The sequence below is a fragment of the uncultured Thiodictyon sp. genome, from assembly GCF_903828115.1.
Lineage (GTDB): Bacteria > Pseudomonadota > Gammaproteobacteria > Chromatiales > Chromatiaceae > Thiodictyon.
Genome location: NZ_CAIKKU010000043.1, coordinates 1 through 24,136, shown reverse-complemented (window position 1 = coordinate 24,136; position 24,136 = coordinate 1). Strand labels below are relative to the sequence as shown.

General features: G+C 66.6%; 19 protein-coding genes. 5 read left to right on the top strand and 14 right to left on the bottom strand.

What is annotated here, in order from left to right; all coding sequences use genetic code 11:
• The 14 genes from QZY48_RS01630 to QZY48_RS01565 all read right to left on the bottom strand — a co-directional run.
• Positions 1–1,537 (bottom strand): PAS domain S-box protein (locus tag QZY48_RS01630; RefSeq protein WP_295426842.1); only part of this gene is annotated, 1,537 nt, incomplete at its 3' end.
• A gap of 305 nt (positions 1,538–1,842) precedes the next feature.
• Positions 1,843–2,595, bottom strand: a complete 753-nt coding sequence (locus tag QZY48_RS01625) for a PEP-CTERM sorting domain-containing protein (protein WP_295426839.1) — start codon at positions 2,593–2,595, stop codon at positions 1,843–1,845.
• Between the two features lie 178 nt (positions 2,596–2,773).
• A complete protein-coding gene (locus QZY48_RS01620) occupies positions 2,774–4,699 on the bottom strand; it encodes an alkaline phosphatase PhoX (RefSeq protein WP_295426836.1) in 1,926 nt (641 codons plus the stop codon).
• A gap of 414 nt (positions 4,700–5,113) precedes the next feature.
• Complete coding sequence (locus tag QZY48_RS01615) at positions 5,114–5,806, bottom strand: HAD family hydrolase (RefSeq protein ID WP_295426834.1); 693 nt, start codon at positions 5,804–5,806, stop codon at positions 5,114–5,116.
• A gap of 497 nt (positions 5,807–6,303) precedes the next feature.
• On the bottom strand, positions 6,304–7,491 hold the full coding sequence (locus tag QZY48_RS01610; protein ID WP_295426831.1) for a glycosyltransferase family 1 protein: 1,188 nt from the start codon (positions 7,489–7,491) through the stop codon (positions 6,304–6,306).
• 6 nt (positions 7,492–7,497) lie between these two features.
• The gene (locus QZY48_RS01605; protein ID WP_295426830.1) at positions 7,498–8,265 is read right to left on the bottom strand and encodes a GNAT family N-acyltransferase; all 768 of its coding nucleotides are present in this window, start codon (positions 8,263–8,265) and stop codon (positions 7,498–7,500) included.
• An 85-nt stretch (positions 8,266–8,350) separates the two neighbouring features.
• Entirely contained in the window at positions 8,351–9,409 is a 1,059-nt protein-coding gene (meaB, locus tag QZY48_RS01600; RefSeq protein WP_295426827.1) for a methylmalonyl Co-A mutase-associated GTPase MeaB, read from the bottom strand.
• Positions 9,406–11,562 carry a methylmalonyl-CoA mutase gene (gene scpA, locus QZY48_RS01595; protein ID WP_295426824.1) on the bottom strand — a complete coding sequence of 719 codons (2,157 nt, stop codon included), beginning with the start codon at positions 11,560–11,562 and terminating at the stop codon, positions 9,406–9,408. Before scpA ends, meaB begins: the two co-directional genes overlap by 4 nt.
• A gap of 347 nt (positions 11,563–11,909) precedes the next feature.
• Positions 11,910–12,068 carry a hypothetical protein gene (locus QZY48_RS01590; RefSeq protein WP_295426822.1) on the bottom strand — a complete coding sequence of 53 codons (159 nt, stop codon included), beginning with the start codon at positions 12,066–12,068 and terminating at the stop codon, positions 11,910–11,912.
• A 16-nt stretch (positions 12,069–12,084) separates the two neighbouring features.
• A complete protein-coding gene (gene hisD / locus QZY48_RS01585; RefSeq protein ID WP_295426847.1) occupies positions 12,085–13,356 on the bottom strand; it encodes a histidinol dehydrogenase in 1,272 nt (423 codons plus the stop codon).
• Between the two features lie 61 nt (positions 13,357–13,417).
• Positions 13,418–13,651 (bottom strand): hypothetical protein, encoded by a 234-nt coding sequence (locus tag QZY48_RS01580; RefSeq protein WP_295426819.1) that lies wholly within the window; start codon positions 13,649–13,651, stop codon positions 13,418–13,420.
• A gap of 82 nt (positions 13,652–13,733) precedes the next feature.
• The gene (locus tag QZY48_RS01575) at positions 13,734–14,837 is read right to left on the bottom strand and encodes an aminotransferase class I/II-fold pyridoxal phosphate-dependent enzyme (protein WP_295426816.1); all 1,104 of its coding nucleotides are present in this window, start codon (positions 14,835–14,837) and stop codon (positions 13,734–13,736) included.
• On the bottom strand, positions 14,834–16,729 hold the full coding sequence (locus QZY48_RS01570; protein ID WP_295426813.1) for an HAD family phosphatase: 1,896 nt from the start codon (positions 16,727–16,729) through the stop codon (positions 14,834–14,836). Before QZY48_RS01570 ends, QZY48_RS01575 begins: the two co-directional genes overlap by 4 nt.
• A 145-nt stretch (positions 16,730–16,874) precedes the next feature.
• Entirely contained in the window at positions 16,875–17,186 is a 312-nt protein-coding gene (locus QZY48_RS01565; protein ID WP_295426810.1) for a hypothetical protein, read from the bottom strand.
• Positions 17,187–17,658: 472 nt separating this feature from the next.
• Between QZY48_RS01565 and QZY48_RS01560 the strand changes: the two genes are divergently transcribed.
• The 5 genes from QZY48_RS01560 to QZY48_RS01540 all read left to right on the top strand — a co-directional run.
• The gene (locus tag QZY48_RS01560) at positions 17,659–18,435 is read left to right on the top strand and encodes an enoyl-CoA hydratase-related protein (RefSeq protein ID WP_295426808.1); all 777 of its coding nucleotides are present in this window, start codon (positions 17,659–17,661) and stop codon (positions 18,433–18,435) included.
• A gap of 411 nt (positions 18,436–18,846) precedes the next feature.
• Positions 18,847–20,688, top strand: a complete 1,842-nt coding sequence (locus tag QZY48_RS01555) for a bifunctional serine/threonine-protein kinase/formylglycine-generating enzyme family protein (protein WP_295426805.1) — start codon at positions 18,847–18,849, stop codon at positions 20,686–20,688.
• A gap of 281 nt (positions 20,689–20,969) precedes the next feature.
• Positions 20,970–22,064 carry a hypothetical protein gene (locus QZY48_RS01550; protein WP_366929625.1) on the top strand — a complete coding sequence of 365 codons (1,095 nt, stop codon included), beginning with the start codon at positions 20,970–20,972 and terminating at the stop codon, positions 22,062–22,064.
• A gap of 103 nt (positions 22,065–22,167) precedes the next feature.
• Complete coding sequence (locus tag QZY48_RS01545) at positions 22,168–23,430, top strand: trypsin-like peptidase domain-containing protein (protein WP_295426803.1); 1,263 nt, start codon at positions 22,168–22,170, stop codon at positions 23,428–23,430.
• A partial coding sequence (locus tag QZY48_RS01540) for a protein phosphatase 2C domain-containing protein (protein ID WP_295426801.1) occupies positions 23,427–24,136 on the top strand: 710 nt, incomplete at its 3' end. The genes QZY48_RS01545 and QZY48_RS01540, both read left to right, overlap by 4 nt.

The following is a 24,136-nucleotide window of genomic DNA, read 5'->3' as shown; positions in this document are numbered from 1 at the left end:
GCGACGATCTGGCGCAACACCTCATACTGTCCCTCGTTGATCTTCTTTGGCCGACCACCTTTCGACATCGTTGCGCGCCTCGTTCTTGTAAACTCGCGCAAGAATATCGGCCAGGTAGATTTTGTCTATACCCTCTCAGGGCGCCGAGCTGCGCGTCGCCCATGGTCTCGGAAAGCCCGAGGATGACGGTGAGCGGGGTGCGTAACTCATGGCTCATGGCCGCGAGAAACTCGTCCTTTGCGTGTGCCGCCCGGGCCAGCTCCGCGTTGGCTCGATCGAGTTCCAGCGTGCGTCGGCGCACCCGTTCGGCGAGTGTTGCCCGTTCCTGCGCCAGCGCGTCGTGCGCCGCGCGTAAGGCCGCTTGCGCCTCCTTGCGGGCGCTGTTGTCGGAGAAGATGACGACCGCACCGACCAGCCTGCCGTCCTGATGGATGGGGTTGGCATGGTATTCGACGGGGAACTGGGTGCCGTCCGTGCGCCAGAACACCTCGTCGTCGACCCGGGCCGCGATCCCCTCGCGATAGGTCGCGGCGGCCTGGCAACGGTTGACGGGATAATGGCTGCCGTCGGCCTGCGAATGGTGCGCGGTCTCATGCATGTGGCGGCCAAGGAGTTCTTCCGGCGTCCGGTAGCCGAGCATCTGCGCACCGGCGGGGTTGCAGAAGGTACAGCGCCCGTCGGTGTCGACCCCAAAGATGCCCTCGCCGGTCGCTTCCAGGAGCAGGCGCGCGCGGGCCTCGCTCTGTCGGAGATCCGCCTGGGACTTGGTCAGGCTCTCCTGCATCGTCTTGAGCGCGGCCAGCAGCTCGGCGGGTTCATCGACGCCGCGCACCGGGATGGGGGTGGAGAAATCGCCGGTGCTGATCCGGCGGGCGATCACCGTGGCCATCGCGATGGGCCGTCCAATGCGGTGGTCGATCAGCCAGACGAGAAAGAAGACCGCCGCGCTCATGACGCCGACCATCACGAGCAGGACCTGCCGCTGGAGTACCGCGGTCGTCTCGTCGATGCTGAGCAGTGTCTGCTCCTTGTGGGCGAGCACGGCGGTCACGAGCTGGCCGATCAGGTCGGTCGGCTCCCGGTCGATGTTACGCACCTGTCGATCGACCGCCGATTGTGAAGCGGGCTCCTGCGGACGATAGCCTGCGAGCGCGGCGCGGTATTGCTCTCCCAGTCGCCGATGCGCCTCCCGGAAGCGCTCGGCGGTGGCGGGCGACTGCCCATCGTCGGTGAGTAACCGGATCAGTTGATCCAGGGTCTCACGCGTGCGTGCCTCCTCGCGCTCGAAGCGGCCGAAATAGTCATCGAAGAGCCCTGCCTCCTGCCCCCGCAACAGGATGTTCTTCCACTCTTGGACCTGTTTCTTGAAGTGGACCTGCGCGGAGAGGGCCGTGGTGACGATCGCGGTGCTGGCCTCGCGGACCCTCGCCTCCCGCTCGCAGGCCTGCGTCAGCAGGTGGAACCCGTACAGGCTGGCGGCCAGATTGACCACCAGGATGGCGATCAGTGCGCCGGCGAGTTTGGTGCGGATGGGCATGGCGTGCGCTCGCCTGGCGGTAACAAAACGGTTGTATCGTTACCGCGCAATCATACGCCATGAGCATCCCGGTCGAGTGTGCAATGCCGAACAAGGGCCCGCGGATCGGCGCGAGGGTCCGCTGCCTCAATGGCATCGTCGGGCCTATAGACGAGCACTGCGTGACGCAGCGCGTCAGACTGCGCAAACGCCCAGTCGCGCAGCCGCCGGTGGTGGACTGCGCTGCGCTTGTCCACCCTACGATGCTCAGGGATCGATGACGGGCTCGATCAGAGTTCCGGCGGGTGGACGAGCGTCGGCGCAGTTCACCGCATCCCGCGACGTCGTATCCGCAGGCCGACCAACCCCAGCGCCAGCAGGGCCAGGGGGGCCGGTTCCGGAACGAACTCGACCTGGGCCTGGCTCTGGGTCTGGACCCGGATCACCCGGGTCTCGTTGCCGACGAGGGCGATCGTGAAGGTACCGCTGTCGGTGTAGGCGGCGCTGTCCAGGGCGCCGTTGGCGGAGTCGGCCGCGACCACGTTGGCCAGGTCCACGGCAAAGGTGTCGTCGAAGACCCACACCATGGCCCGGGCGTAGGCGTCGGAAAAGCCGGTCGGCGTCACGCTGGTCTCGGCCGACAGGTCGATCTCGTAGCCGAAGGCGACCTGCAGGGCGGCGGCGCTCAGGTTCGTCAGGGTGAGATACCCCTCGCCGGCCAGGCTCGCGAAGCCGCTGCCGTTGCGGGCGTAGGCGCCCGCCTCGGAAAAGCTCTGCTGGTTTTCGTAGATCCCGAAGTCCAGGGTATCGGACACGGCGCTGCCCGGGTCTGGGGCGGCGTTGACGTAGGCGTTGCCGCTGCTGCTGCGGTCCGCGGCGGCGTCCGCCGGGTCATAGTCGTAGGTCAGGGTCACATCCGTGCCCAGGGCGCCGCCGGTGACCTGGTCGACGGACAAGACGACCTTGGACGTGGCGATGGCCTGGGCGCCGGCGCTGACCAGCGGCGCAAAGGCGAGGCTCGCGAGGCCCAGGGCCAGGCCGCCCAGGGCCAGACCTGGCTTGAGGTAACGGGTTTGCATGAGGGTGTCTCCAAAGCGATGCCGGGCATGAATCCTCGTGGTCGTTGTCGTTGTCGTAATCGTAATCGTAATCGAGGTTATCGTACCGCCCCGGATTCTCTCGCACGCCGATTTGCATCGCTTCTCCGATCACGATTACGACAACGACAACGACAACGACAACGAGCGTGCTCGTTGTCTATTTCAGGACCGGGAACTTGAAGTAGCCGACGTAACCGTGCTTGGCATCCTCGTTCGCGCCGGGCGCGCCGGTGTCGGACTCGCCATAGGGATGCTGGACGACGCCCATCAGATAGGCGTGACCCTTGACGTCCGGGTACCAGTAGGGGGAGGTGGTTTCAGAGCCGTAAGGGGTGGTCAGGACCCGGGTCAGCTTGCCCGCGCGCAGGTCGTAGGACCAGATGGCATCGTTTTGATGACCGCTGCCGGTGTCCTCGCCGATGATGAGGGTGTTATAGCGGGGCAGGTAGGTCAGGTTGTCCGGATTGGCGAGCCCGTTCAGGCTACAGGTGTTGGTGGTCTTGTTGTCGGTATCCTTGTCGAGGCTCCCCACCACCGGGGTACCGGCGAGCAGGCCGCTCATCTGGACGACGACATAGGCGCTGTCGATCGGGTTGCCGGCGGTGTCCTTGACCCGGCCGGCCATGGGCAACTGATAGACGGCACCGCAATCGTTCCTGGCGAGCCGGATTTGATTGGGTCCGCCGACATCGGAGCCGGTGTTGTTTTCCATGCCCTTATTCAACTCGGAGATGGCCAGGTAGGCGACGCGCTGCTCCGGGTTGAAGGTGAAGCCCTCGACCTTGCGGAACTCGGTCGCTGCCCCGTGCATGGCGGCATAGCGGCGGGTCTCCAGGCGCGACAGCACGGCCTCGCTCACCGTGCCCCGGGCCTTGAGGCACTCGTGGTTGGCCGCACCGTGGCCGGCGTTGATCGAGGTGAAGCCGGCCGGGCAGGTGCCGTTGTCCGGACTGTTGAGCGCGCCCACCTCGTAGAGGTTGTCGAAGGTCTGGCCGGCGATGGCGGTCGCGATCGTCGCCGCGTCGGCGTGACCCAGGTTGACCCAGGAGATCGCGCCGCGTCCGCCCTTGGCCTCATTGCCGCTGAGCTGGGTCCACTTCGCGGCATAGAGGGTACCGGCGTCCAGGTCCCCCGCCGTGTCGGCGATGAACATCAACAGCATGGTATTGGTGCCGTCGTCGGTGATGTAGACGGTCCTGGCGTCCGGCATGGCATAGGACAGCTCGCTGGCCAGGCGGCCCATGGCGAAGTGCTTCTCGACGCTCGCCAGACCATCGGCGCCGACGGCGACCTCCACCGGGAAACCGTAGCGGTAGGGGTTCAGGTGGGCCCGGGCGTTGACGCAACTGGGGCTGTACTGCACGTCGCCACTGTCCACCAGGTACTGGACCATGGCCGACTCGTAGCTGCCGGGGCGCTGCTTGTTGGGGTCCGTATTGGCGCAGGCGTCGGTACCGCCGGTCTGGCTGCTCCACATGCGGGCATCGGGCTCGTACTCCTCGCTGCCCAGGTGGGTGCCCCAGGGCGAGACGCTGCCGGCGCAGTGGACCCAACCGCCTTGGTAGCCCTTGAAGTCGATGTTACGGGTGGCCTGGGGGCTGAGCGTGCCGTCGGACCCCTGACTCAACAGCGTCTGATAGATGGCGCCCGGGCGGCTCTCGAAATGCGAGATCAGGTACAGCCGATCGTCCGGGCCCTGGATCAATGAGTTGAAGTCATTGTCGTTGGAGATGCGCGCCGTGGTGCCGTCCAGGACGGGGTGGTCGCTGATATCGAAGAGGGCGCCGAACCTCAGCGTTGCCGTGGCACTGATGGTGCCGTTGGCCTCCAGCAGGGGCAGCTCCGCGCCGCTGCGCAGCAGCACCTGGTAGCCGGTCATCTCAAGCGTACCGTTCACCTTGGCCGCCTCGGAGGACAGGATCAATTGCTTGTCGACCTGGTTACCGGACATCTCGACACCGGACTGGGCGGTCGTTGCCCCAGGGACCGGGACCGGTTCCGGCTGAAGCTGGCCGGCAAGGATGGGGCCCGCGGCGAACAGGGCGGCGGCGATGGCCGCGGGGAGCTGGGCCTTGAGGTGCATGGGGATCTCCAGGGGGCGCGATTAATGGGGAAACAAAGGGGGGCGCGCGAGCCATCGCAAACCGGACCGACGCATCCTAGCGGGATGATAACGACCCTCGGTGACCGCACCATTGCGGGCGGATGACGAACTGCCGACTGGAAATGCGCGGACCGTTGACCGCACCGCGACCCGAGGGTGCGCCGTGCGCACCATGGCGCCGACCGAGACCCTGGTCCCGCGATCAAGCGCAGCCTCTCCAATAAGTTAAACAATTCCATCAGGGACGGCCTATAGGGCCATTTTCGTTGTCGTTGTCGTCGTCGTAATCGAGGTTACCGTAGCGCCCCGGATTCTCTCGCACCCCAAAATACACCGCTTATCCGATTACGATTACGACAACGACAACGACAACGACAACGACAACGACGGTTGCTAGGTGATCACTGCCCCGAGGCTGAGGGTATGCAGTATCCGTGCGCCCAGTTCCGCGGGGCTGCGGGAGATCAGTTCCCGCGGGATGCCGTGACGCACGGTGAGCCGCTCGAAGTCCTCGAATCCGTATGACACCATGAAGGGATGGATACCGGAGCCCACTGCCGCCTGATAATCGGCGGCCTCGTCGCCGCAGGCAAAGGCGAGCGCCGGACTGACACCGAAGCGCTCGCGGATGGTGCGGAAGGCGTCCAGCTTGCCCAAGGCCAGCGGCAAGTGGACCAGGAAGTCGAACCGGGCCGGGTCGAAGCCCTCCCGTTTGAACAGGACCTCGAGGGTATCGACCGGATCGCGGGTGATGTTGCGGGTCACGATTCCGACCCGCACGCCCGGCCGACTCGCGAGCCGATCCAGCAACTGCGCCATCCCCTCATAGAGGTGCCCTTCGTCCCGGTAGACCTCGGTCAGGGTAGCGATGATCCGTGAGCGCTTCTGCCGGGCGATCTGCTTGCGCAGATTGCGGGGAAACTCCTTGATCCCGCCCAGGTACTTGAACACGTGGCGCCGCTTCTGGAAGCGGGCAAGCGGACCCAAGTCCATGCCGTGCATGGCGAAGGTCTTGTCGATGGCGCTGAAGGCATCCACGGTGGTGCCGTCGGCGTCGAGGATGACCAAGCGGTCGTTGCTGTACATAGGAGCATTGAAACCCGCGCGGGTGGGGCGCGCCTTGGACTGTTTCGCCCTCCGGCTGCCGACGCCTTAAACCTAAGAAGAATATTTGGCCGCAAATGAACGCAACTAAGCGCAAATAAATCTGCTGGTTAGCATCGTCGCGGGCGTCGCCTGGACGGTGAACGTGCAGCAAAGACCAAGTCTCTGATTATTTGCGTCAATTTGCGTTCATTCGCGGCTAAACTGCCTTTTCTAAGTTAAACGGCCCCAAGGCGGGGCCTGCCTGGATCAGCCGCGGGCCAGGCAACCAGAGTGTAGCGGAAGGCTTGGTACCCTCCGGCAGGCGCGCCGCGTCTTCGCGTTGCCACAACCCGGCGGGCAGCATTGCAACACGCCAGGGGCCGCGACCGCAATGACCCCACGCCTGGCGAGGAGCCGTTGCGGGCCTTGGCGACCATGCCACCCGGCACCGGGGCGGCTGACCAGGGCACCGGGCTCGGGAGCCGCGGGGCGCGCGCTCATTGCGAAGTCGGGGCCAGGCGTTGCGGCCCAGCCGCGGTTGCGCGTTGCTGGATCACGTCGAACAGACACTTCTCGACGGTGTCGATGACGCGGTCCCAGCCGAGTGTCTCGGCTGTCGCTCTCGCCTTGCCGCCGTATTGGAGCAGGTTTTTCATGCCCTGGGCCGCAGCCACCACGGCATTGACGAAGGCCAGGTCGTCATAGGGGTAGACGGTGATGCCGTTGTCCCCGGTGCGGATGTAGTTGTGGGCCGCCGCGGCATCGAAGGCGACCACCGTCAAGCCGCTGGCCATGGCCTCCGGGACCACGTTGCCGAAGGTTTCGGTGAGGCTCGGGAAGACGAACAGGTCCGCACTGGCATAGTGTTCGGCGAGTTCGACGCCCACCTTGGCCCCGACGAAGTGAAACTGCGGGAAGCGGCGCGCCAGTCGGGACCGCTCCGGCCCATCCCCCACCAGCAGGCAGCGGGCCTTGGGAAGGCTCGCCTGGGTGGCGATGAAGCTCTCCAGGACCAATGCGATATTCTTCTCTGCCGCCAGGCGTCCGACATAGAGCAGCGTGGGGGCGTCCGGACCGCAGCCCCATTGCGCACGCAAGGGTGCGCGGCGGCGCGTGGGAGAGAAGAGCTGGGTGTCGACCCCGCGCCCGAAGACCTGGACCTTGGTATAGCCCTGGGCGCGTAACCGGTCGCGCAACTCGCTCGTCGGGACCAGGGTGGCGTCGGAGCGGTTGTGAAAGGTCCGCAGTGAATGGGCAATGGGTTGCGCCAGCAGGCCCAGCCCATAGTGCCGGCTGTATTGCTCGAACTGGGTATGAAAGCCGGTCGCCGTCGGGATACCGTGCGCCGCTGCGACCTTGAGTGCCGCGCGCCCCAGTGGACCCTCGGTGGCGATATAGATCAGGTCCGGGCGCTCGACCTGCCATAGCCGCCGCAGGCGCGCGAAGACCGGCAGGCCGAAGCGCAAGCCGCGGTAACCCGGGATGGGCAGGCCGGGGACCAGGGTCTCGCTGGGGTGCGGGTCGGCGGCGCTCCCGGCATCGGTCCCCTGCCGGGGCCGAATCACATGGAGCTGATGGCCGCGGTCCGTCAGGCCCGCGACCAGGTGGCGCATGGTATTGGCGACGCCGTTGATCTCGGGGGGATAGGTCTCGGTGACGACCGTGAGGTGCAGGGCTGGTCTCATCGGGCGTCAGGCGCCGCCCAGGCGCTCGATGAAATGCCGGGCATAGACCGGGTTGAGGTCCGCGACCCGCAGCAGGATCAGGACGTCGGCCACGCCGAAGTCCGGGTCCCGACAGGGCTCACCGCAGGCCCGGGCACCCAGGCGCAGATAGGCCTTGAGCAGGGGGGGCAGCGGCGCGTCGAGCACGTCGCCCGGGACCTGGGCGCTGCGCAGCGGGACCCGCGGGGTCACGCGCAACTCAGGTCCCGTCAGGCCTTGGCGGCGCACCCGGTTCATGATCGCCGCGGCCTGAATATCGTCGGCGCCCAGGGGGATGCTGGCGCACCCGAACAGGTAATCGCACCGGTGCAGTTGCATGAAGGCGGCCAGTCCGGACCACAGGACCGCGATGGCGGCGCCCTGCCGGTAGTCCGGGTCGATACAGGTGCGCCCGATCTCCAGCAGACTCCCGGGGAGTCCGACCACCGGCCCCAGGTCGAACTCGCTCTGCGAATAGAAACCCCCGAGCTCCCGCGCCTTGACATCGGTCAGCAGGCGCGTGCAGCCGACCAGCCGGCCGGTCTGCACCTCGCGGACCAGGAGGTGTTGGCAGACGCCGTCGAAGACATCGATATCCAGGCCGCGATCACCCCCCTTGAGCCTGGCACCCAGTTCCTCGCCGAACACCCGAAAGCGCAGTGACTGGGCCTCGCGGACCTCCTGCTCGGCGGTCGCGAGATCCACGAACAGGCGTTCTCCCCGCCGGGCGGGTAATGCAGGGGCGATGGCTGGCATGCGTCATCCTCGGGTCATTAGAAGCGGCGGGATCGACTATAGCGACCCGGCGTTTCAGGTTCGCGAGCAAACGATGACGATGTGGTTACGGGTCGCACCGGGGGCAGTCCGGGTCCGGTGCGCCCGCCGGTGCGCCTGGGGGTGCAGCGGCGGGGGCGCGGTTGGTCTGGGCCAGCGTCAGCAGGCGGGTGGCCGCCAGGGTCGGGCTCAGGGTACCAGACGAGACGCCCTGCGCGATGTCGGGCAGCAGGGCGCCGACCGCGGGATGCGCGCGAAAGTCGGCGCGCAGACCCTCCTCGATCAGGTGCCACATCCAGTCGAGCGACTGGGAGCGGCGCCGCCGCTCGAACGCACCGTCGCGGCATTGCGTTTGGCGATAGCGCTCGATCTGCGACCAGACCGCGGCGACCGCCCCGCCGTCGCGCGCCGAGAGAGTCAGCACGGGCGGCTGCCAGTGGGGCGAGGCCGGTCGCAGCATGGTCAGCGCGTCCGCGAGGGTCTGCCGGGCGGCGGCGGCGGCCGCGGGGGCCAAGTCAGACTTGGTGATGACGATCAGGTCGGCCAGTTCGAGGATGCCCTTCTTGATCGCCTGCAGCCCGTCGCCCGCCAGCGGCAGTTGCAGCAGCACCAGCAGATCGGTCATCCGTGCGACCGCGGTTTCCGCCTGTCCGACCCCCATGGTCTCGACGATGACCACATCGAAACCCGCCGCCTCGCACAGGAGCATCGCCTCGCGGGTGCGCGCCGCCACGCCGCCGGGGCAGGCGCCCGCGGGCGATGGCCGGATGAAGGCCGCGGGGGCGCGTGCGAGCCCCTGCATCCGCGTCTTGTCGCCCAGGATGGCCCCGCCGCTCAAGCTGCTCGTCGGGTCCACGGCCAGCACCGCGAGCCGGTGGCCCTGACCGATGATGTGCAGGCCCAGCGACTCGATGAAGGTCGACTTGCCGGCCCCCGGCACGCCGCTGATCCCGATGCGCAGCGACCGGCCGGTGTGCGGCAGCAGGGCCTCGATGAGCGCCTGCCCGCGGTCTTGCTGATCGTGGCGCGACGACTCCACCAGGGTGATCGCCTTGGCGAGCGCGCGCCGGTCGCCCGCCAGCACGCCCTCGATCAGGGCCGCGTCGGGGCCTGCCGCAGGGGTCACGCCGCGTCGGGCCCGCGCGCGGCGCGGATGGCGGCGAGCACGGACCGGGCGGCCGCGGCGATGACGGTGCCCGGACCGAACACGGCGGCGGCACCGGCGGCCCTCAGGAACTCATAGTCCGGCGCCGGGATGACACCGCCGACCACCACCACGATGTCGTCGGCACCCTGGGCACGCAGGGCCGCCACCAGTTGCGGCACCAGCGTCTTGTGCGCGCCCGCCAGCGTGGAGACGCCGACCGCGTGGACGTCGTTCTCGACCGCCTCCCGGGCGGCCTCCTCCGGGCTCTGAAACAGCGGACCCAGGTCGACATCGAAGCCCAGGTCGGCGAATCCGGTGGCGATGACCCGGGCCCCGCGGTCGTGGCCGTCCTCACCGAGCTTCGCCACCAGGATCCGCGGGCGGCGGCCCTCCGCGGCGGCGAAGGCGTCGATCTCGCTCTTCAGTTCCTCCCAGTCGGGGTCCCCGGCGAAGGCGGCGCCGTAGACGCCGCTCACGCAATCCGTATGGGGGCTGAAGCGGCCGAATACCGTTTCCAGCGCGTCGGAGACCTCACCGACGGTGGCCCGCACGCGCATCGCCTGGACGCTGAGGTCGAGCAGATTGCCTTGGCCCGAGCGCGCCGCCGCGGTCAGGGCGCCGAGCGCGGCGGTCACGGCTGCGGCATCGCGATCCGCCCGGACCTGGGCCAGGCGCCGGCATTGCGCCTCACGCACGGCGGTGTTGTCGATCTCGCGGTACTGGAGCGGCGCCTCCTGGGCCAGCCGGTATTTGTTCACCCCGACGATGACGTCCTCGCCGCGGTCGATCCGCGCCTGTTTCTCTGCCGCGCTGGCCTCGATCCGCAGCTTGGCCCAGCCGGAGTCGACGGCCTTGGCCATGCCGCCCAGGGCCTCGACCTGCGCGATGATCGCCCAGGCCTCATCGGCCATGTCCTGCGTCAGCCGCTCCATCATGTAGGAACCGGCCCAGGGGTCGATCACGGTGCCGATGTGGGTCTCCTCCTGGATGATGAGCTGCGTATTGCGCGCGATCCGGGCGGAGAACTCGGTCGGTAGTGCGATCGCCTCATCGAAGGCATTGGTGTGCAGCGATTGGGTGCCGCCGAACACCGCCGCCAGGGCCTCGATCGTGGTGCGCACCACATTGTCATAGGGGTCCTGCGCGCTCAGCGACCAGCCCGAGGTCTGGCTGTGCGTGCGCAGCATCAGCGAGCGCGGCTCGCGCGCGCCGAATTCATTCATGATCCGCCACCACAGCAGGCGCGCGGCGCGCAGCTTGGCGATCTCCAGATAAAAATTCATCCCCACCGCCCAGAAGAAGGACAGGCGCCCGGCGAAGGCGTCCAGGTCCAGGCCGGCGGCGAGTGCAGTGCGCACATATTCCTTGCCGTCGGCCAGTGTGAAGGCGAGTTCCAGGGCCTGGGTGGCACCGGCCTCCTGCAGGTGATAGCCGGAGATCGAGATCGAATTGAACCGCGGCAGTTCCTGCGCCGTATAGGCGATGACATCGGCGATGATCCGCAGCGACGGGGCCGGCGGGTAGATATAGGTATTGCGGACCATGAACTCCTTGAGGATATCGTTCTGGATGGTCCCGGTCAGAAGTTCCCGGCCGACCCCCTGCTCTTCGGCGGCGACGATGAAGGCGGCAAGCACCGGCAGCACCGCCCCGCTCATCGTCAGCGACACCGAGACCTGCTCGAGCGGGATACCCTCGAACAGGATCTTCATGTCCTCGACCGAATCGACCGCCACCCCGGCCTTGCCGACATCACCGGCGGCGCGCGGATGGTCGGAATCGTGGCCGCGGTGGGTCGGCAGATCGAAGGCGACCGACAGGCCCTGCCCACCGGCGGCGAGACTGCGCCGGTAAAAGCCGTTGGACTCCTCGGCCGTCGAGAACCCCGCGTATTGACGGATGGTCCAGGGGCGCTGCGCGTACATCGTCGGCTGCGGGCCGCGCACGTAGGGCGGCAGGCCGGGGAGCGTGTCGGCATACGCAAGCCCCGCCAGGTCGGCCGCCCGGTAGAGCGCCTTGACCGCGATGCCCTCGGGCGTATGCCAGGTGAGGCTGTCGACTGTCTGGCCGTGCAACGCCTGTGCCGCGGCGGCCTGCCACGCCTGGTAGGCGCGATCGTCGTCGGATGCCATCTCAAATCCCCCCTTAAGGTGTGCGCACGCCGCGCGAACCGGCGGACGCGGCAAGGGATCTTATACCCGCCGACGCGTCGTAGGGTCCGCTGCGCGGACCGCGACCGCACAGTCGGCCGCGACCTTCGCAGATTCCCACCACTGCTGGTCCGCACAGCGGACCCTACGGTGCCTGCCCCGCGTCCGCCGCGTGAAGTCTGGCTCACCCATCGGGCGATCCGGATGCGGCGCAGATCCCTTTGTTCTTTCTTGGCGTCTTGGTCTGAGCAATTGCCGGAGTTAGGCTCAATGATTTGCTTTTTCTTTGTGTCTTTGTGTCTTTGTGAGAGCAATTTCCTGATTCAACCTCAGGGCAGATGCCGGCCGATCAGAACGGCCGGTACCGTGAAAGCCGCGCGGCGACGCCGTGGGAGCGGCTTCAGCCGCGACGGGCGGCGCGGGACACCGCCTTTGCCGGTGACGCCGACCTTGATCCCGAGGTCGACGGCATCGACGCGAAACCGCAAGGACTCCCGATCCCGGTCAGATGTTCCGCTCGCGGATCGCCATGGCGTGTGCCGCGAAACCCTCGTATTCTGCGAATTGTTGGGCCTTGGGGCTGATCCCGGGGTAACCCAGTTGCGACACATAGCCGATCGATGAGCGCTTCAGATAGTCGTGCACCGTTACCGCCGAGAACGATCTGGCGAATCCGCCGGTGGGGAGAATCGCATTCACGCCCAAGCAGAAATTCCCAACGGTAATGGGCGTAAACTGACCCAACAGGATCTCACCCGCGTTCTTGATTGCCCCGAGTATCGACATCGGGTCGTCCACCAACACCTCCAGGTGCTCGGGGGCGAACTCGTTGACGAACGCGATCGATTCCTCCAAGGAGGGCGTGAGCACGATGCCGCCGTAGCCCGCAAGGACCGTCTCGCAATACTCCCGGCGCTTTGGCGGGAGCTTGGACACAAGGTCGGGGAGGAGCTTGGCGACCTCGTCAGCGACCCTTTTGTCATGCGTTACCAGCAGTGCGGTCGAGTCCGGTCCGTGCTCCGCCTCGATCAGCAGGTCGAGTCCGGCGATGCGCGGCTCGACATTCCCGTCGCAGAGGATCATGGACTCGCTGGGGCCGGCCGGCGTACCGGGGTCCACGACCCCATAGAGGATTCGTTTCGCGGCCGAGACATAGCTGTTTCCCGGTCCCAAGGTCTTGGCCACACGCGGGATCGATGCGGTCCCGTACGCCAGGGCGGCAATGGCCTGAGCGCCGCCGACCCGATAAACGTCGTGCAGGCCGCAAATCCGTGCGGCATACAGCGTGGCGGGATCGACAGTGGCGTCCGGACGCGGGGGGGTACAGACGACAACCCGAGGGACACCCGCGATTTGCGCCGGGATTCCCAGCATCAACATCACCGATGGAAATGAGCCCTTTCCGCTTGGCACATAGAGGCCCACCGAGGTGATCGGCGTCACCTTTTCCCCGGCGAGAATTCCCGGCGCGATTTCGACGAACCACATCTCCTCGGGCATCTGCGCCTGATGGTAGCGCCGAATATTCGCCGCCGAATAGTCGAGCACCGCCTTGATCGAGGGGTCGAGCGAGCCGATGGCGGAATCGATTTCGGCGTCGGAGACACGCAGACCCTTGGCCCGGAGGTCCGCACCGTCAAACTCGGCGGTGTACTTGAAGAGGGCCTCGTCCCCCGACGCCCTGACCGCGTCGATGATGGGCGACACGGTGGCGGCCAAGGTGGAAATGTCAGCCTCAGATCGGCGGCACAGGGCGCGGCGATCGGTCTCCGACATCTCATCGAGAACAAAATAGTTGATTTTCATGGGCGGTCTCCCGCGGCAGTTGCGATGCCGGTTAAGCAAGAGCGTATCTTATCAACGATCGGGAGCAAGGTCGCCGGCTTTTGCGGAGGCGTCCCGGGCCGGCCAAGCCGTTCGTGTAGGCCCGGCAGGCAGCCATCAGGGGCTCGGCGGCGTCTCCCGCGTCGCACTCCTTGAGCGGGTAGGGCGTTGTCCAGCAGAGCGCCGTTGTCGTTGTCGTTGTCGTAATCGAGGTTATCGTCGTGCCCCGGATTCTCTCGCACCCCAAATCGCATCGCTTCTCCGATTACGACAACGACAACGACAACGACCACGACAACGATTGCGTTTCACTTGTTCTTGACTCGTTACTAAGCAGAAGCGTCCAGCGCACTCGTGAACGCCGTTTGGAACCTGGACAGGTGTTCTGGTATCGGGATTGCAATCCGCACCGCGGACGCAAGCCGCGCATGGGCCTGCGGCGCCACCAGCACGCCGTTCGCTCGCAGTCGTGGTACGACGCGATCGCGCTGCGATAAGTCGACGAGCACGAAATTGGCCGCGGTAGGGAACACTGTCACGCCGCTGCCCTCGAAGAACCTGAGCAGTTGCGGCTTCGCTTCGCTCACGATCGCCCGAACGTACCGCCGCATAATGGAAAGGTCGGAAAAATGACCCGTCGCGGCACTGACGGCAAAGGCGTTGACATCGAACGGCAGGCGCAGTTTACGCAGTTGTCGGACGATCTCGGGGTGGGCCACAATGTAGCCAAGCCGTAAACCTGCCAAACCGAAGGCCTTGGAGAAGGTGCGTGTCACGATGATATTGGGGTGAGCGGCAAGGAGCGATACCGCGGTGATGCCGGCATACTCGTAGTAGGCCTCGTCGACGATTAAGGGACCAGGCCGCGCGGCCGCTACCGCGCGTATCGATTCCAGTGGGATCAGGGTTCCGGTCGGGTTGTTCGGATTGACCAGGACACAGAGCCGCGGCCCCTGATCCATCGCTTCGATGAATCGCTCTGCGCTGAACAAAAAATCGCTTTCCAACGGTACGCAACGGACTTCGGCGCCAAGGGTACGGGCGACGTGCGGGTAGATCGGAAATGATGGGTCAATGACCTGCAACTGATCGCCGGGCGACAGAAAGGCCCGCAGGATCAGTTGTATCGCGTGGTCGGAACCGTTGGTGACCAGAAGCTGCGAAGGTGGAACTCCGACATAATCCGCCAATAAGGGATAGAGCGGCGAATCGTCCGGATAGGCTGAAAAGCGCTCCGAGTCGATGACACGGAGAATTGCCTCGCGCACCAGCGGCGGCGCTGCCATCATGCTCTCGCTCAGGTCCAAACGCAGAAAGTCTGCCCGGTCTATCCCACACGATAATGTCGGGAACTCTCGGGCCTGGTCGACGAAAGGGTTTACGGTCGGGATCATGGTTGTCGATAATTCGGTTTGAGGTACGGCGGTCGTCATGACAGGGTGGCCTTCACCCCAGGAGGAACTCCGCGGCGAAACGGGTTGGGAAGGAAGGCCTCGGCAATCGCCTTGCCGAGACCGGTGAACACGCCCAACCATGTTTCATCCGGTGATACCGGCCGGCGAATGTGGATCATGATGCTTGCCGCAAGCCCGCCGGCAAGACCATCGACGAAATCGTCCAGATCTTCCGACCGCAGCGAGCCGAAGACGTCCTGTCCCACGAGAATGCGCCGTCTGAGTTGGCTATAGGATTCGCCAAAGGGTACAAAGGACCAGAATTTTCTCCCCTCGACGCTCAAGGCAACACCGACGGCCAGGTCTTGCAGATCGGCGGCGGTATGAATGTTGCTTCCTGCGCCGTCCGTCCCCTGCGACATCATCCGAATGACCAGCAACTCCAACAGGGCGCGGCCAATGACGAGCGCGACGTCCTCAAAAAGCACATGCGACGAGGTAATCACCGAAGCGGTAAAGGAAAGCTGCAGCGTGAACCCGGCATTGTCGGCCAGTGCCAGCAGGAGCTCGCTGAAGCCCTCGGTACATATCGAAGGGCCGACCTGCAAATGAATAGCAGAAGGTTGCCGGCGCGCAAAATCAATGACCAGTGAGACCTCACTCTCGGCGGTGCGCCGCGTCACTTCACAGAGGTCGATGCCAACGCTGTGGACCCTGAGGTCACCAAGGACGCGAGTATTCTCTTGGCCATCCGTGGTCGGCGCAGCGTGCACTGGGCGTACTGGTCCGAAAATCCGACTCAGGGAGATGCCAACGGCGCGAAACACGCCCTCCCAGGTGTGATGCGGGTCCTCCGCGCTGCAGATCGTTACATCGATCGTTGCCTGGAGACCTTCGGCGAGTCCGGCGAGGAATTCCTGCAGCGGCGCACCGTTCGGCAGTTGTTCGCAACGCAGGGACAAAAACCAGTCGAGCGCGACCTCGCCTTGAGCGGTAAGGTGGAAGATACCCGGGGCGCGACCGGTATCCACCAAGACCTCGGCGCTGCCGTCATCGATCATGCCCAGACAGGCGGCGCCGGCGGTCTTGAGCGGGAAGCGGCGCAACGCCGTGCCGAGGAATGCCCCGGCGGCCCTGGAGTCATTGTTGTTCCAAGCGAAATCAATCGAGGTGCCGAGGCGCCAGGCGATGTGCTCGACCATGTGACTCAGGAACTCATTGAGGGTGACGATCTGCTTGACTCTGACATCGCCGAATCTGAGATCGGCCACGTTCTCGCGGAAACTGGAGTAGACCCGTGCGCTTCCCGCGGCTTCGAGTGCCCCGGTATCAGCGCTGCCGGTGGCCACACCGACCGTTCGGCATCCGGCGGCAATGCCGGCCGCTACCCCAAGAATGGAGTCCTCAACGACAACGCAGCGGGTTGGGTCGAGGCCCAGTTGTTTCGCCGCGCAGAGGTAGGTATCGGGTGCGGGCTTTTTCCGCAAAGTGGGGTCGTCGTTGCCGACGATCACCGAAAAGCTGTCGCGCAGCCCGCAGTTGTTCAGTATTGCAATGGTCTGGGATAGCGGATTATTGGAGACCACTGCGCAGGGGATCGCCCGGCGGGCAAGGTCGGCAAGGAGTTCAGGAATTCCCGGGAGGATGGGAAAGGTCGCCGTCAGGCGCGCGGACAAATAGTCCTCACACATCGCCTCGGCATCTGTCGAGGGAAGCGAAGCGCCGCACTGATCTTGCAGGTGGGCCAGAATCGCCCGCCAGTACGCGGGCGGATCGAGCGGGAATACGCTTTTCAGAAAAGCCGCAGCGACACTCACCTGACTGCCATAGCGTTCCATGATCAGGCGCCGTGAGGCTTGTATCGCAAAAGACAGGGAATCGATCAGCACTCCGTCCATGTCCCATAACACGGCGGAGGTATCGTCCGGCAAGAGAAACCGATTGCAAAGATTGATTTCTGCGGGTCGCGAGTGTAGCACTAGATGGCCTGACTGTCTTGGGAATTAGGTAAACGTTATTAACATTATAACATGATAAGCTTCAAGAAACAAACCGTTTCAAATGGCTGGGGTTTTTTCAACTTCGTCTGCCCTGATTTCGGCATCGGCGGAACAGCCGGGTCAGGAGTGCGCTCCCCGTGACGTTGTCTTTCCGGCCGGAAAGGGATTGATCACCTTCACCCTGTCCTGGTCCTGCCGTGGTTAAGGTCCTCCGAATACAGCACCCGGCGATCAGGGCTCGGGCGGCGGTGATGATCGACGCATCCCAATAGGTAATCTGGAAGCGTTCGTGCAGCCGCAGCGCATCCAGGGGCAGGGCGGCATCCGATGCGACCGTGGGGTGCCGCAGGAACTGGCGGATCGCCGCCACCGCGTCGGCGTGGGTCATGGCACCCCACGGTGGCCGCACCAGGTTGACGCAAAACCCTGTGTGGGAGGGGCCGGCGGGGGAGGGCGGAGAGGCGCTACGCCGCCCTGGCATTGCCCGCCGCGCACTGCTGCAGATACTCAAACTCCCCCTTGGTGCGCGCCCGCCACGCGAACCGGCGGGAGCGGCCTCCGCAGGGACCTTAGACCCAGCGTCGCCGACGCGCCGTAGGGTCCGCTGTGCGGACCGCGACCGCGCAGCCGGCTGCGCCGATCGTGGCTCTCCACCACCGGCGGTCCGCGCAGCGGACCCTACGGGGGGCCGCGCGGCACTTTGGTCCGGCACGGGACGCGAGGCGCCCACCTTGACCGTCGCCGACCGAGCGGCTAGGATCGCCCGTAACCTATTAACTGGTAGTTGAATTTCGCTCACGCGGCCCGGCGGTCCCGCCCGCGACCGACCCCGGCGTGGGCAATGACCGGACTCCAAGCTTATGACGATCCAATGTGAAACCCAGGCCCCGCTGGCCCGTGTCACGCTCGACGCACCGGCCCGGCAAAACGCCTTGAGCGTCGACATGTGGCAGCGCCTGCGCCAGACCTTCGAGGACTTGGCCGGGCGCGACGACATTCACTGCATCGTGCTGCGCGGCGCCGGCGGCAACTTCGCAGCCGGCGCCGACATCACCGAGTTCCCCCAGCAGCGCTTCGATCTCGCCTCCGGACGCCGCTACCACCTGGAGGTGATCGAGCCGGCGCTGCGGGCCGTCCGCGAGGCCCCGCAACCGGTCATCGCCGCCATCGAAGGCAGTTGTGTGGGCGGCGGGCTGGAGATCGCGAGCATCTGCGACCTGCGCCTGGCCGCCCCCGGGACTCGGCTCGGCGCGCCGGTGGGCAAGCTCGGCTTCCCGCTCGCCCTGCCGGAACTGGTGCCCCTGCTGCGGCTGGTCGGCATCGCGCTCGCCTCCGATCTGCTGCTGACGGGACGCCTGCTGGACGCGCAGGAGGCCCTGGCCGCCGGCCTGGTGCAGCGGGTATCCGCCGCCGACGGGCTGGATGCGCTGATCGATGAGGTGGTACGGGCCCTGTTGGCGGGTTCACCGCTGGCGGCGCGCCTGAACAAGCGCAACCTGCGGATGCTGGCTGACCAGGGCGGACAGTACAGCGCGGCGCAACTGGACGACAGCTTCGGTTTCTTCAACTCGGAGGACTATACCGAGGGGCTGAATGCATTCCTCGCGCACCGCAAGCCGCGGTTCCGCGGGCGCTGAGCGCGTCCTGCAAACCGGCAGGGTCAGCAAATCGGCCGCTTGCGTCCGACCGAGGGCATCGTAGCGCCAGCGATCGGTCGAGACTGTCACGGGTGCGGTCCCGTGAAATTCTGGTCTTCAACCCCGGCCAGCCACTATAATCCAGCCAACCGGCCCCAGGCCGACGGCCAGCCGTAGGGTCCGCTGCGCGGACCGAGCCCGCGCGCGGCCCTCAGGCCCTCGCGGGAAGACACCGCACCGGGACAAACCACAGATGACGGACTTCGACCTCACGCACTCTGCCCCGGCTGCCTGGCTGCCAAGGGCCGGGCCAACCCTTGTCCTCACTGCGGCTATGACGAAGCCGCCCCGCGCGGCGCGCTCCTGCTGCCCCACCGCAGCCTGCTCAACACGCAGTTCGCCGTCGGGCGGGTGCTCGGCAAACCGGGCGGGTTCGGCGTCACCTACCTGGGCTGGGACCTGAACCTCCAGACCCGGGTGGCGATCAAGGAGTACCTGCCGCGCGAACTGGCCGGGCGGGCGACCGACCGGGCGACCGTCGCACCCCACACCCAGGACGAGGGCGAACAGTTCCGCTACGGCCTGGAGCAGTTCCTGCGCGAGGCGCGCACCCTGGCCCAGATCGACCACCCCAACATCGTGCGGGTGCGCCACTTCTTCGAGGTCAACGGCACCGCCTATCTGGTCATGGACTATTACCAGGGGCTGTCGCTCGCCGAACACCTGGAGCGTCATGGCGGACGCCTGCCGGAGGAGCAGGCGAAGCAAGTGATGCTGCCGATCCTGGACGGTCTGCGTGCGGTCCATGCCAAGGGCTTCCTGCACCGCGACATCAAGCCCCAGAACATCTATCTGGCACGCCTGGACTCGGGCGGGACGCGCCCGATCCTGCTCGACTTCGGCGCCGCCCGTCAGGCCATGGGCGAGCGCAGCCGCTCCTTGTCCGTGGTGGTCAGCGCGGGCTATGCCCCTTTCGAGCAATACCATCGCAAGGGCAACCAGGGCCCCTGGACCGACATCTACTCGGCCGCGGCGGTCATCTACCGCCTGGTCACCGGCGAGACCCCGCCGGAGGCGACCGAGCGCCGGGACGTGGATGTGCTGAAGCCCGCCGCGGCCTTCGGCGTATCCCGGCACTTGAGTGACGCCTTGGGCGAGGCCCTGGCCCTAGCCCCCGAGAGGCGACCACAGACGGTGCGGGGGTTCCAGGCGCGGCTGTGGGGGATTGGAGTGGCGCCGGAGGCCGGCCCCGCCCCTGGTCCGTCAGCCCCGCGGCCGACGCCCGCCCCGGCGCAGCCCCCAACGCGATCCGCGCCCTCGGCCCCGCCCAAGGCCAGAAAGACCTCGGCACATTCCAGGGCACCGGCTTCGGCACCGCGTCGCTGGTTCTGGCCGGTGGTGCTCGGAACTGCCGTGGCGCTGGTGGGCCTGGGTGGCTGGTACCTGCATCGCGGGAACCAGTGGCAAGAAAGTGCTGTGGACCAACCCTTTGAGGCCGCACGGGTGGTGGATACCGAGCCTGCGCCCGTCCCGTCGCCGACGGCTCTAACCTGGACCGAGCCCAAGACCGGGATGGACTTCGTGCGGGTGCCAGGGGGCAGTTTCCAGATGGGGTGCGGCGGGGCCTGGGCCGGGCAGTGCAACGATGATGAAAAGCCCGCGCGGCAGGCCGCGGTGAAGGCGCTGTGGCTGGCCCGCACTGAGGTCACCCAGGCACAGTGGCGGGCAGCGATGGGCAGCGATCCGCCGGGGCTTCGTTTCCAGGGTTGCGCCGACTGTCCGGTGGAGGGGGTGAGTTGGAACGACGCCCAGGCCTTCATTGCTAAGCTCGACCCCGTGGGCACCTTGGGGCTGCGCTTGCCGACCGAGGCCGAGTGGGAATACGCCTGTCGTAGCGGCGGCAAGGGGGAACTGTACTGCGGCGGCAGCGATCTGGACCGGCTGGCCTGGTACTACATGAATAGCGGCGGCAAGACCCACCCGGTGGGCAGCAAGGCGGCGAATGGTCTGTGGCTCTACGACATGAGCGGCAATGTCTGGGAGTGGACTTGTTCGGCGTATGCCGCTCCCTATGACGGTGCTGAGCAGCGATGCATAAGCAATAAAGATGCCAGTTCCGCGCGGGTGATGCGCGGCGGCTCTTGGGGCAACGGCGACCCCAGGAACCTGCGCGCCGCCAACCGCCGCTATGGCCAGCCCGAGTTCCGCGACTTCAATCTCGGCTTGCGTCTTGCCAGGACTCTTTCCCCTTAAACCCTTTACTTCTTTACCTCTTGAAATCTTGTGTCCCTGGGTCCTGCGATACCATTCAGAACAGAAGGCTGGGGGGGCCAGGCAGGCATAGCCCCGTGGTCGGGAAATTCTTTTGGCGACCTGGCGCCCATGGTCGACAATGTCCAATAGACCGGTCCGGCCCTTCAGGGCGGACGGGGCATTCGCCCAATGCCGTTAAGTTAAGCCCCACTCGCGGAGCGCATTCCCTTCGAATGGAGTCCAAGGCTTCAGCCTTGGCGCGCTCCTCCAAGGCTGAAGCGTTGGACTCCAGGGGCTTGGGCTGGCAGCGGCTGCTTGCCGAGGCGCGGCGCCTGGGAACGGGAGACTTCTGCGCGATGTTCCAGGGCATGGTGGCCTCCTTATGTCTCTTTGTTGCGTCCATTCGCTCGCGCGACCATCCATCCATGAACACAACGACCCCCTGGCACCGCCTGCTCGGCATGGTCCTGACCGACCTCTTCACCGGTCGCCCCTGGCGGGTGGAACTGGAACAAGAACTGGCGCTGAAGAGCCAGCGCCTCGATATCCTGATCATCGAGCGGCAGGCGGGGGAGGCCACCGGCAACCAAGCGCAGGACCTCGCGGGCCTGCCCGACGGTCTGGAGAACCTGGCCGCACAGAACCTGCTCACCTACAAATCGCACCATGAGGCACTCGATGTCTGGGCGCTGGAAGAGCTGACGGGGCACTATGTCACCTATCGGAAGCTGCAATCGATCCGTGCCACCCAGGCACGCCGGGGCCGTTCAGGTGGGGCCAGCGCTGGGCAGGCGGGCGCGCGCTTGCTGCCTGCACGCGACTTTCGCCGTTACGCCGTGGCCACGCGGATGCCGCGCGGCCTGTTGCGGCGCCTGCCGCCCGGGGTGTGCCGTGCCACCGACTGGCCCGGGGTCTATGATCTGGTCTTGGGCGTCACGCCGATCCGTCTGATCGTCATCAACGCCCTGGACGAACACCCGCGCAATGCCCCATGGGAGATCTTCGCCGGCGAACTGGAGCGGAGCCGTTATGGGCTGGCCCATTTCCAGCCCCGCGGAACCCTCGGACAACTGTTGCAACATCATCTAACCACGGCCTATCGCCTGGAGGTGCCTGACATGGCCTACACCGTCGATGACTTCATGCGTGATACCTACGAACTGATTGCCCGCGACCTGGCCGCGTTGACCCCCGAGCTGCGCGCTGCGGCGCTCGCACACTTGGACGTTGAGGAGCGTCTGCGTGGGCTGACGCCGGAGGACCGCCTGCGCGGACTCGCCCCCGACGAGCGTCTGCGCGGCCTCGCTCCGGAGGATCGCCTGCGCGGGCTCGACCCCGAGTTGATCAAGGCTTGGCTCAAGCGCTCGGATCACTGAGACCAGGGCCCGGTCGCAGGTTCCAGGTGCCCCGTATAGGAAGAGAATCCAACCCAATGAAGACCCAAGCCAATCAGCCCCCGCGGCCCAGGTTGTCAGGCCGATGAACCGCCACCCAGCGACCGGCAGGGCGCTCGCACTCGCCGCGCTGCTGCTCGCCGGCCCCGCCGGTGCGGACTCCCTGCCCGAGCGCATGGACGCCCCGACCGTGCGCGTGATCTGCCTCTCGAAGGAGGGCAACCCCGGAACGGGCTCCGGTTTCGTGGTCGGTCGCGGCGACTACGTGGTGACGAACCACCATGTGATCGCGTGCACCGAAGCGGGCGGTCAGGCGGTGGTCCTGCTCGACGCCGAACGCAGAGACACTGTGCCGGCGCAGGTGAAGGCCAGTGACGAGAAGCGCGACCTTGCCGTGCTGCAATTGTCACGTCCCAGCGGGCGTCCGGCGGTCGGTTTCGCTACGCTCGCGACCCTGGAGAAGCATGACCCGGTGACCGCGGTCGGCTTTCCGGGTGCGGCGGACGACAGCGTTGGGGGCAACCTGAGCGACCCGTCGCACAGCGGCGGCCTGATCAGCCGCATCAACCCCCCGCCGACGAATCCGGAACTGCCCCGTCTGGTGCAGACCGACGCGGCCATCAATCCCGGCAGTTCCGGCGGACCCCTGTTCGACGACGCCGGCCGGGTGGTGGGCATCAACACCCTGAAGGCCCTGACCGCGGTGCCCTCGCTCGGCGCCGACGGCCGCAGTATGGAGTTTCAGCGTGTCCCGCTCGGCGAGGGCATCGGCTGGGCGGTGGCGAGCGACGAGGTACTGCCCTTCCTCGACCGGCTCGGCATCCCCTACGAGGTCAGCCGTCACCGACCCGGGGTCCTGGCGCGTCTGTGGTCCCGGGAGCCACTGATCCTGACCCTGCTCGGCCTGTTCGCCGCCGCACTGACCGCGGTGGCGCTCGCCGGCACCCGGCACGGGTTGACCCTGGTCAAGGACGGGGTGACCCGGGCCATTGCCCGGTCCCGTCCGCCCCAGGCCCGGCGGGCGGTCCTGCGCGGGCTGACCGGACCCTATGCCGGACTCACCATGCAGTTGGGCGGGCAGCCGCTCGCCATCGGCCGTGATCCGGGGCTGGTGCAGGTAGTCCTGCCGCCGACCGCGGAGCGCATCAGCAAGCGGCACGCGCTGATCTCATACGACGCCGGGCGCGGGGTCTTCCGCCTGGAGGACTGCCGGTCGGCCAACGGTACCTTTGTCGGCGAGGCCCGGACCGCACTGGCGGTGCCGCCGGGCCAGCCCCGGGACCTGCAACCCGGGCAGCGCTTCTTTCTCGCCTCCCCGGACATCGCCTTCGAGGTGGACCTGGAATGAGCCCGCTGACCCTCGTCACCGCGACCCTGAGTCACCCCGGCGGCCGGACCATCAATGAGGACGCCGCCGGTCCTGCGGACGGCTGTTGGGTGCTGGCCGACGGTCTGGGCGGTCACGGCGGCGGGGAGGTGGCGGCGCGGATCGTGGTGGACACCCTGCTCGCCGCCGCCGCGCAAGGACCACTGACCGACCCGGGGGCACTTACCCAGGCCCTGCTGGCAGCGGATGCGGCGATCCACGCCCACCAGGAGGCCGAGCCGCGGCTGGAGCGGATGCGCACCACGGTGGTGGTGCTGGCGAGCGACGGGCGCGCGGCTCACTGGGCGCATGTGGGCGACAGCCGCCTCTATCATTTCCGCGACGGGCGCATCCAGTTCCAGAGCGCCGACCACAGTGTCCCCCAGGCACTGGTCAAGGCCGGCGAGATCGCGCCCGCCGAGGTCCGTTTCCACGAGGACCGCAACCGCCTGCTGCGCACCCTGGGCAATCACAAGGACCTGCGCCCCACGCTCGGCCCCGCACCCGACGGGGCGCCCCTGGCCCTGGCGCCCGGCGACGCCTTTCTACTTTGCACCGATGGTTGGTGGGAGTATGTGACCGAACCCGAGATGGAGGTCGCCCTGGCCAAGTCGGCAAGCCCAGCGCAGTGGCTCCAGACCATGGCCACCGGGCTGTTGCGACGGGCGCCGATGGACCATGATAATTT

What these genes read in the sequence shown, in the direction of transcription:
- QZY48_RS01625 (WP_295426839.1), bottom strand. Translation starts at nt 2,595, where the DNA reads ATGCAAACCCGTTACCTCAAGCCAGGTCTGGCCCTGGGCGGCCTGGCC.
- QZY48_RS01545 (WP_295426803.1), top strand. Translation starts at nt 22,168, where the DNA reads ATGAACCGCCACCCAGCGACCGGCAGGGCGCTCGCACTCGCCGCGCTG.
- QZY48_RS01560 (WP_295426808.1), top strand. Translation starts at nt 17,659, where the DNA reads ATGACGATCCAATGTGAAACCCAGGCCCCGCTGGCCCGTGTCACGCTC.
- QZY48_RS01565 (WP_295426810.1), bottom strand. Translation starts at nt 17,186, where the DNA reads ATGACCCACGCCGACGCGGTGGCGGCGATCCGCCAGTTCCTGCGGCAC.
- hisD (WP_295426847.1), bottom strand. Translation starts at nt 13,356, where the DNA reads ATGTCGGAGACCGATCGCCGCGCCCTGTGCCGCCGATCTGAGGCTGAC.
- QZY48_RS01615 (WP_295426834.1), bottom strand. Translation starts at nt 5,806, where the DNA reads ATGTACAGCAACGACCGCTTGGTCATCCTCGACGCCGACGGCACCACC.
- QZY48_RS01610 (WP_295426831.1), bottom strand. Translation starts at nt 7,491, where the DNA reads ATGAGACCAGCCCTGCACCTCACGGTCGTCACCGAGACCTATCCCCCC.
- scpA (WP_295426824.1), bottom strand. Translation starts at nt 11,562, where the DNA reads ATGGCATCCGACGACGATCGCGCCTACCAGGCGTGGCAGGCCGCCGCG.
- QZY48_RS01575 (WP_295426816.1), bottom strand. Translation starts at nt 14,837, where the DNA reads ATGACGACCGCCGTACCTCAAACCGAATTATCGACAACCATGATCCCG.
- QZY48_RS01620 (WP_295426836.1), bottom strand. Translation starts at nt 4,699, where the DNA reads ATGCACCTCAAGGCCCAGCTCCCCGCGGCCATCGCCGCCGCCCTGTTC.
- QZY48_RS01605 (WP_295426830.1), bottom strand. Translation starts at nt 8,265, where the DNA reads ATGCCAGCCATCGCCCCTGCATTACCCGCCCGGCGGGGAGAACGCCTG.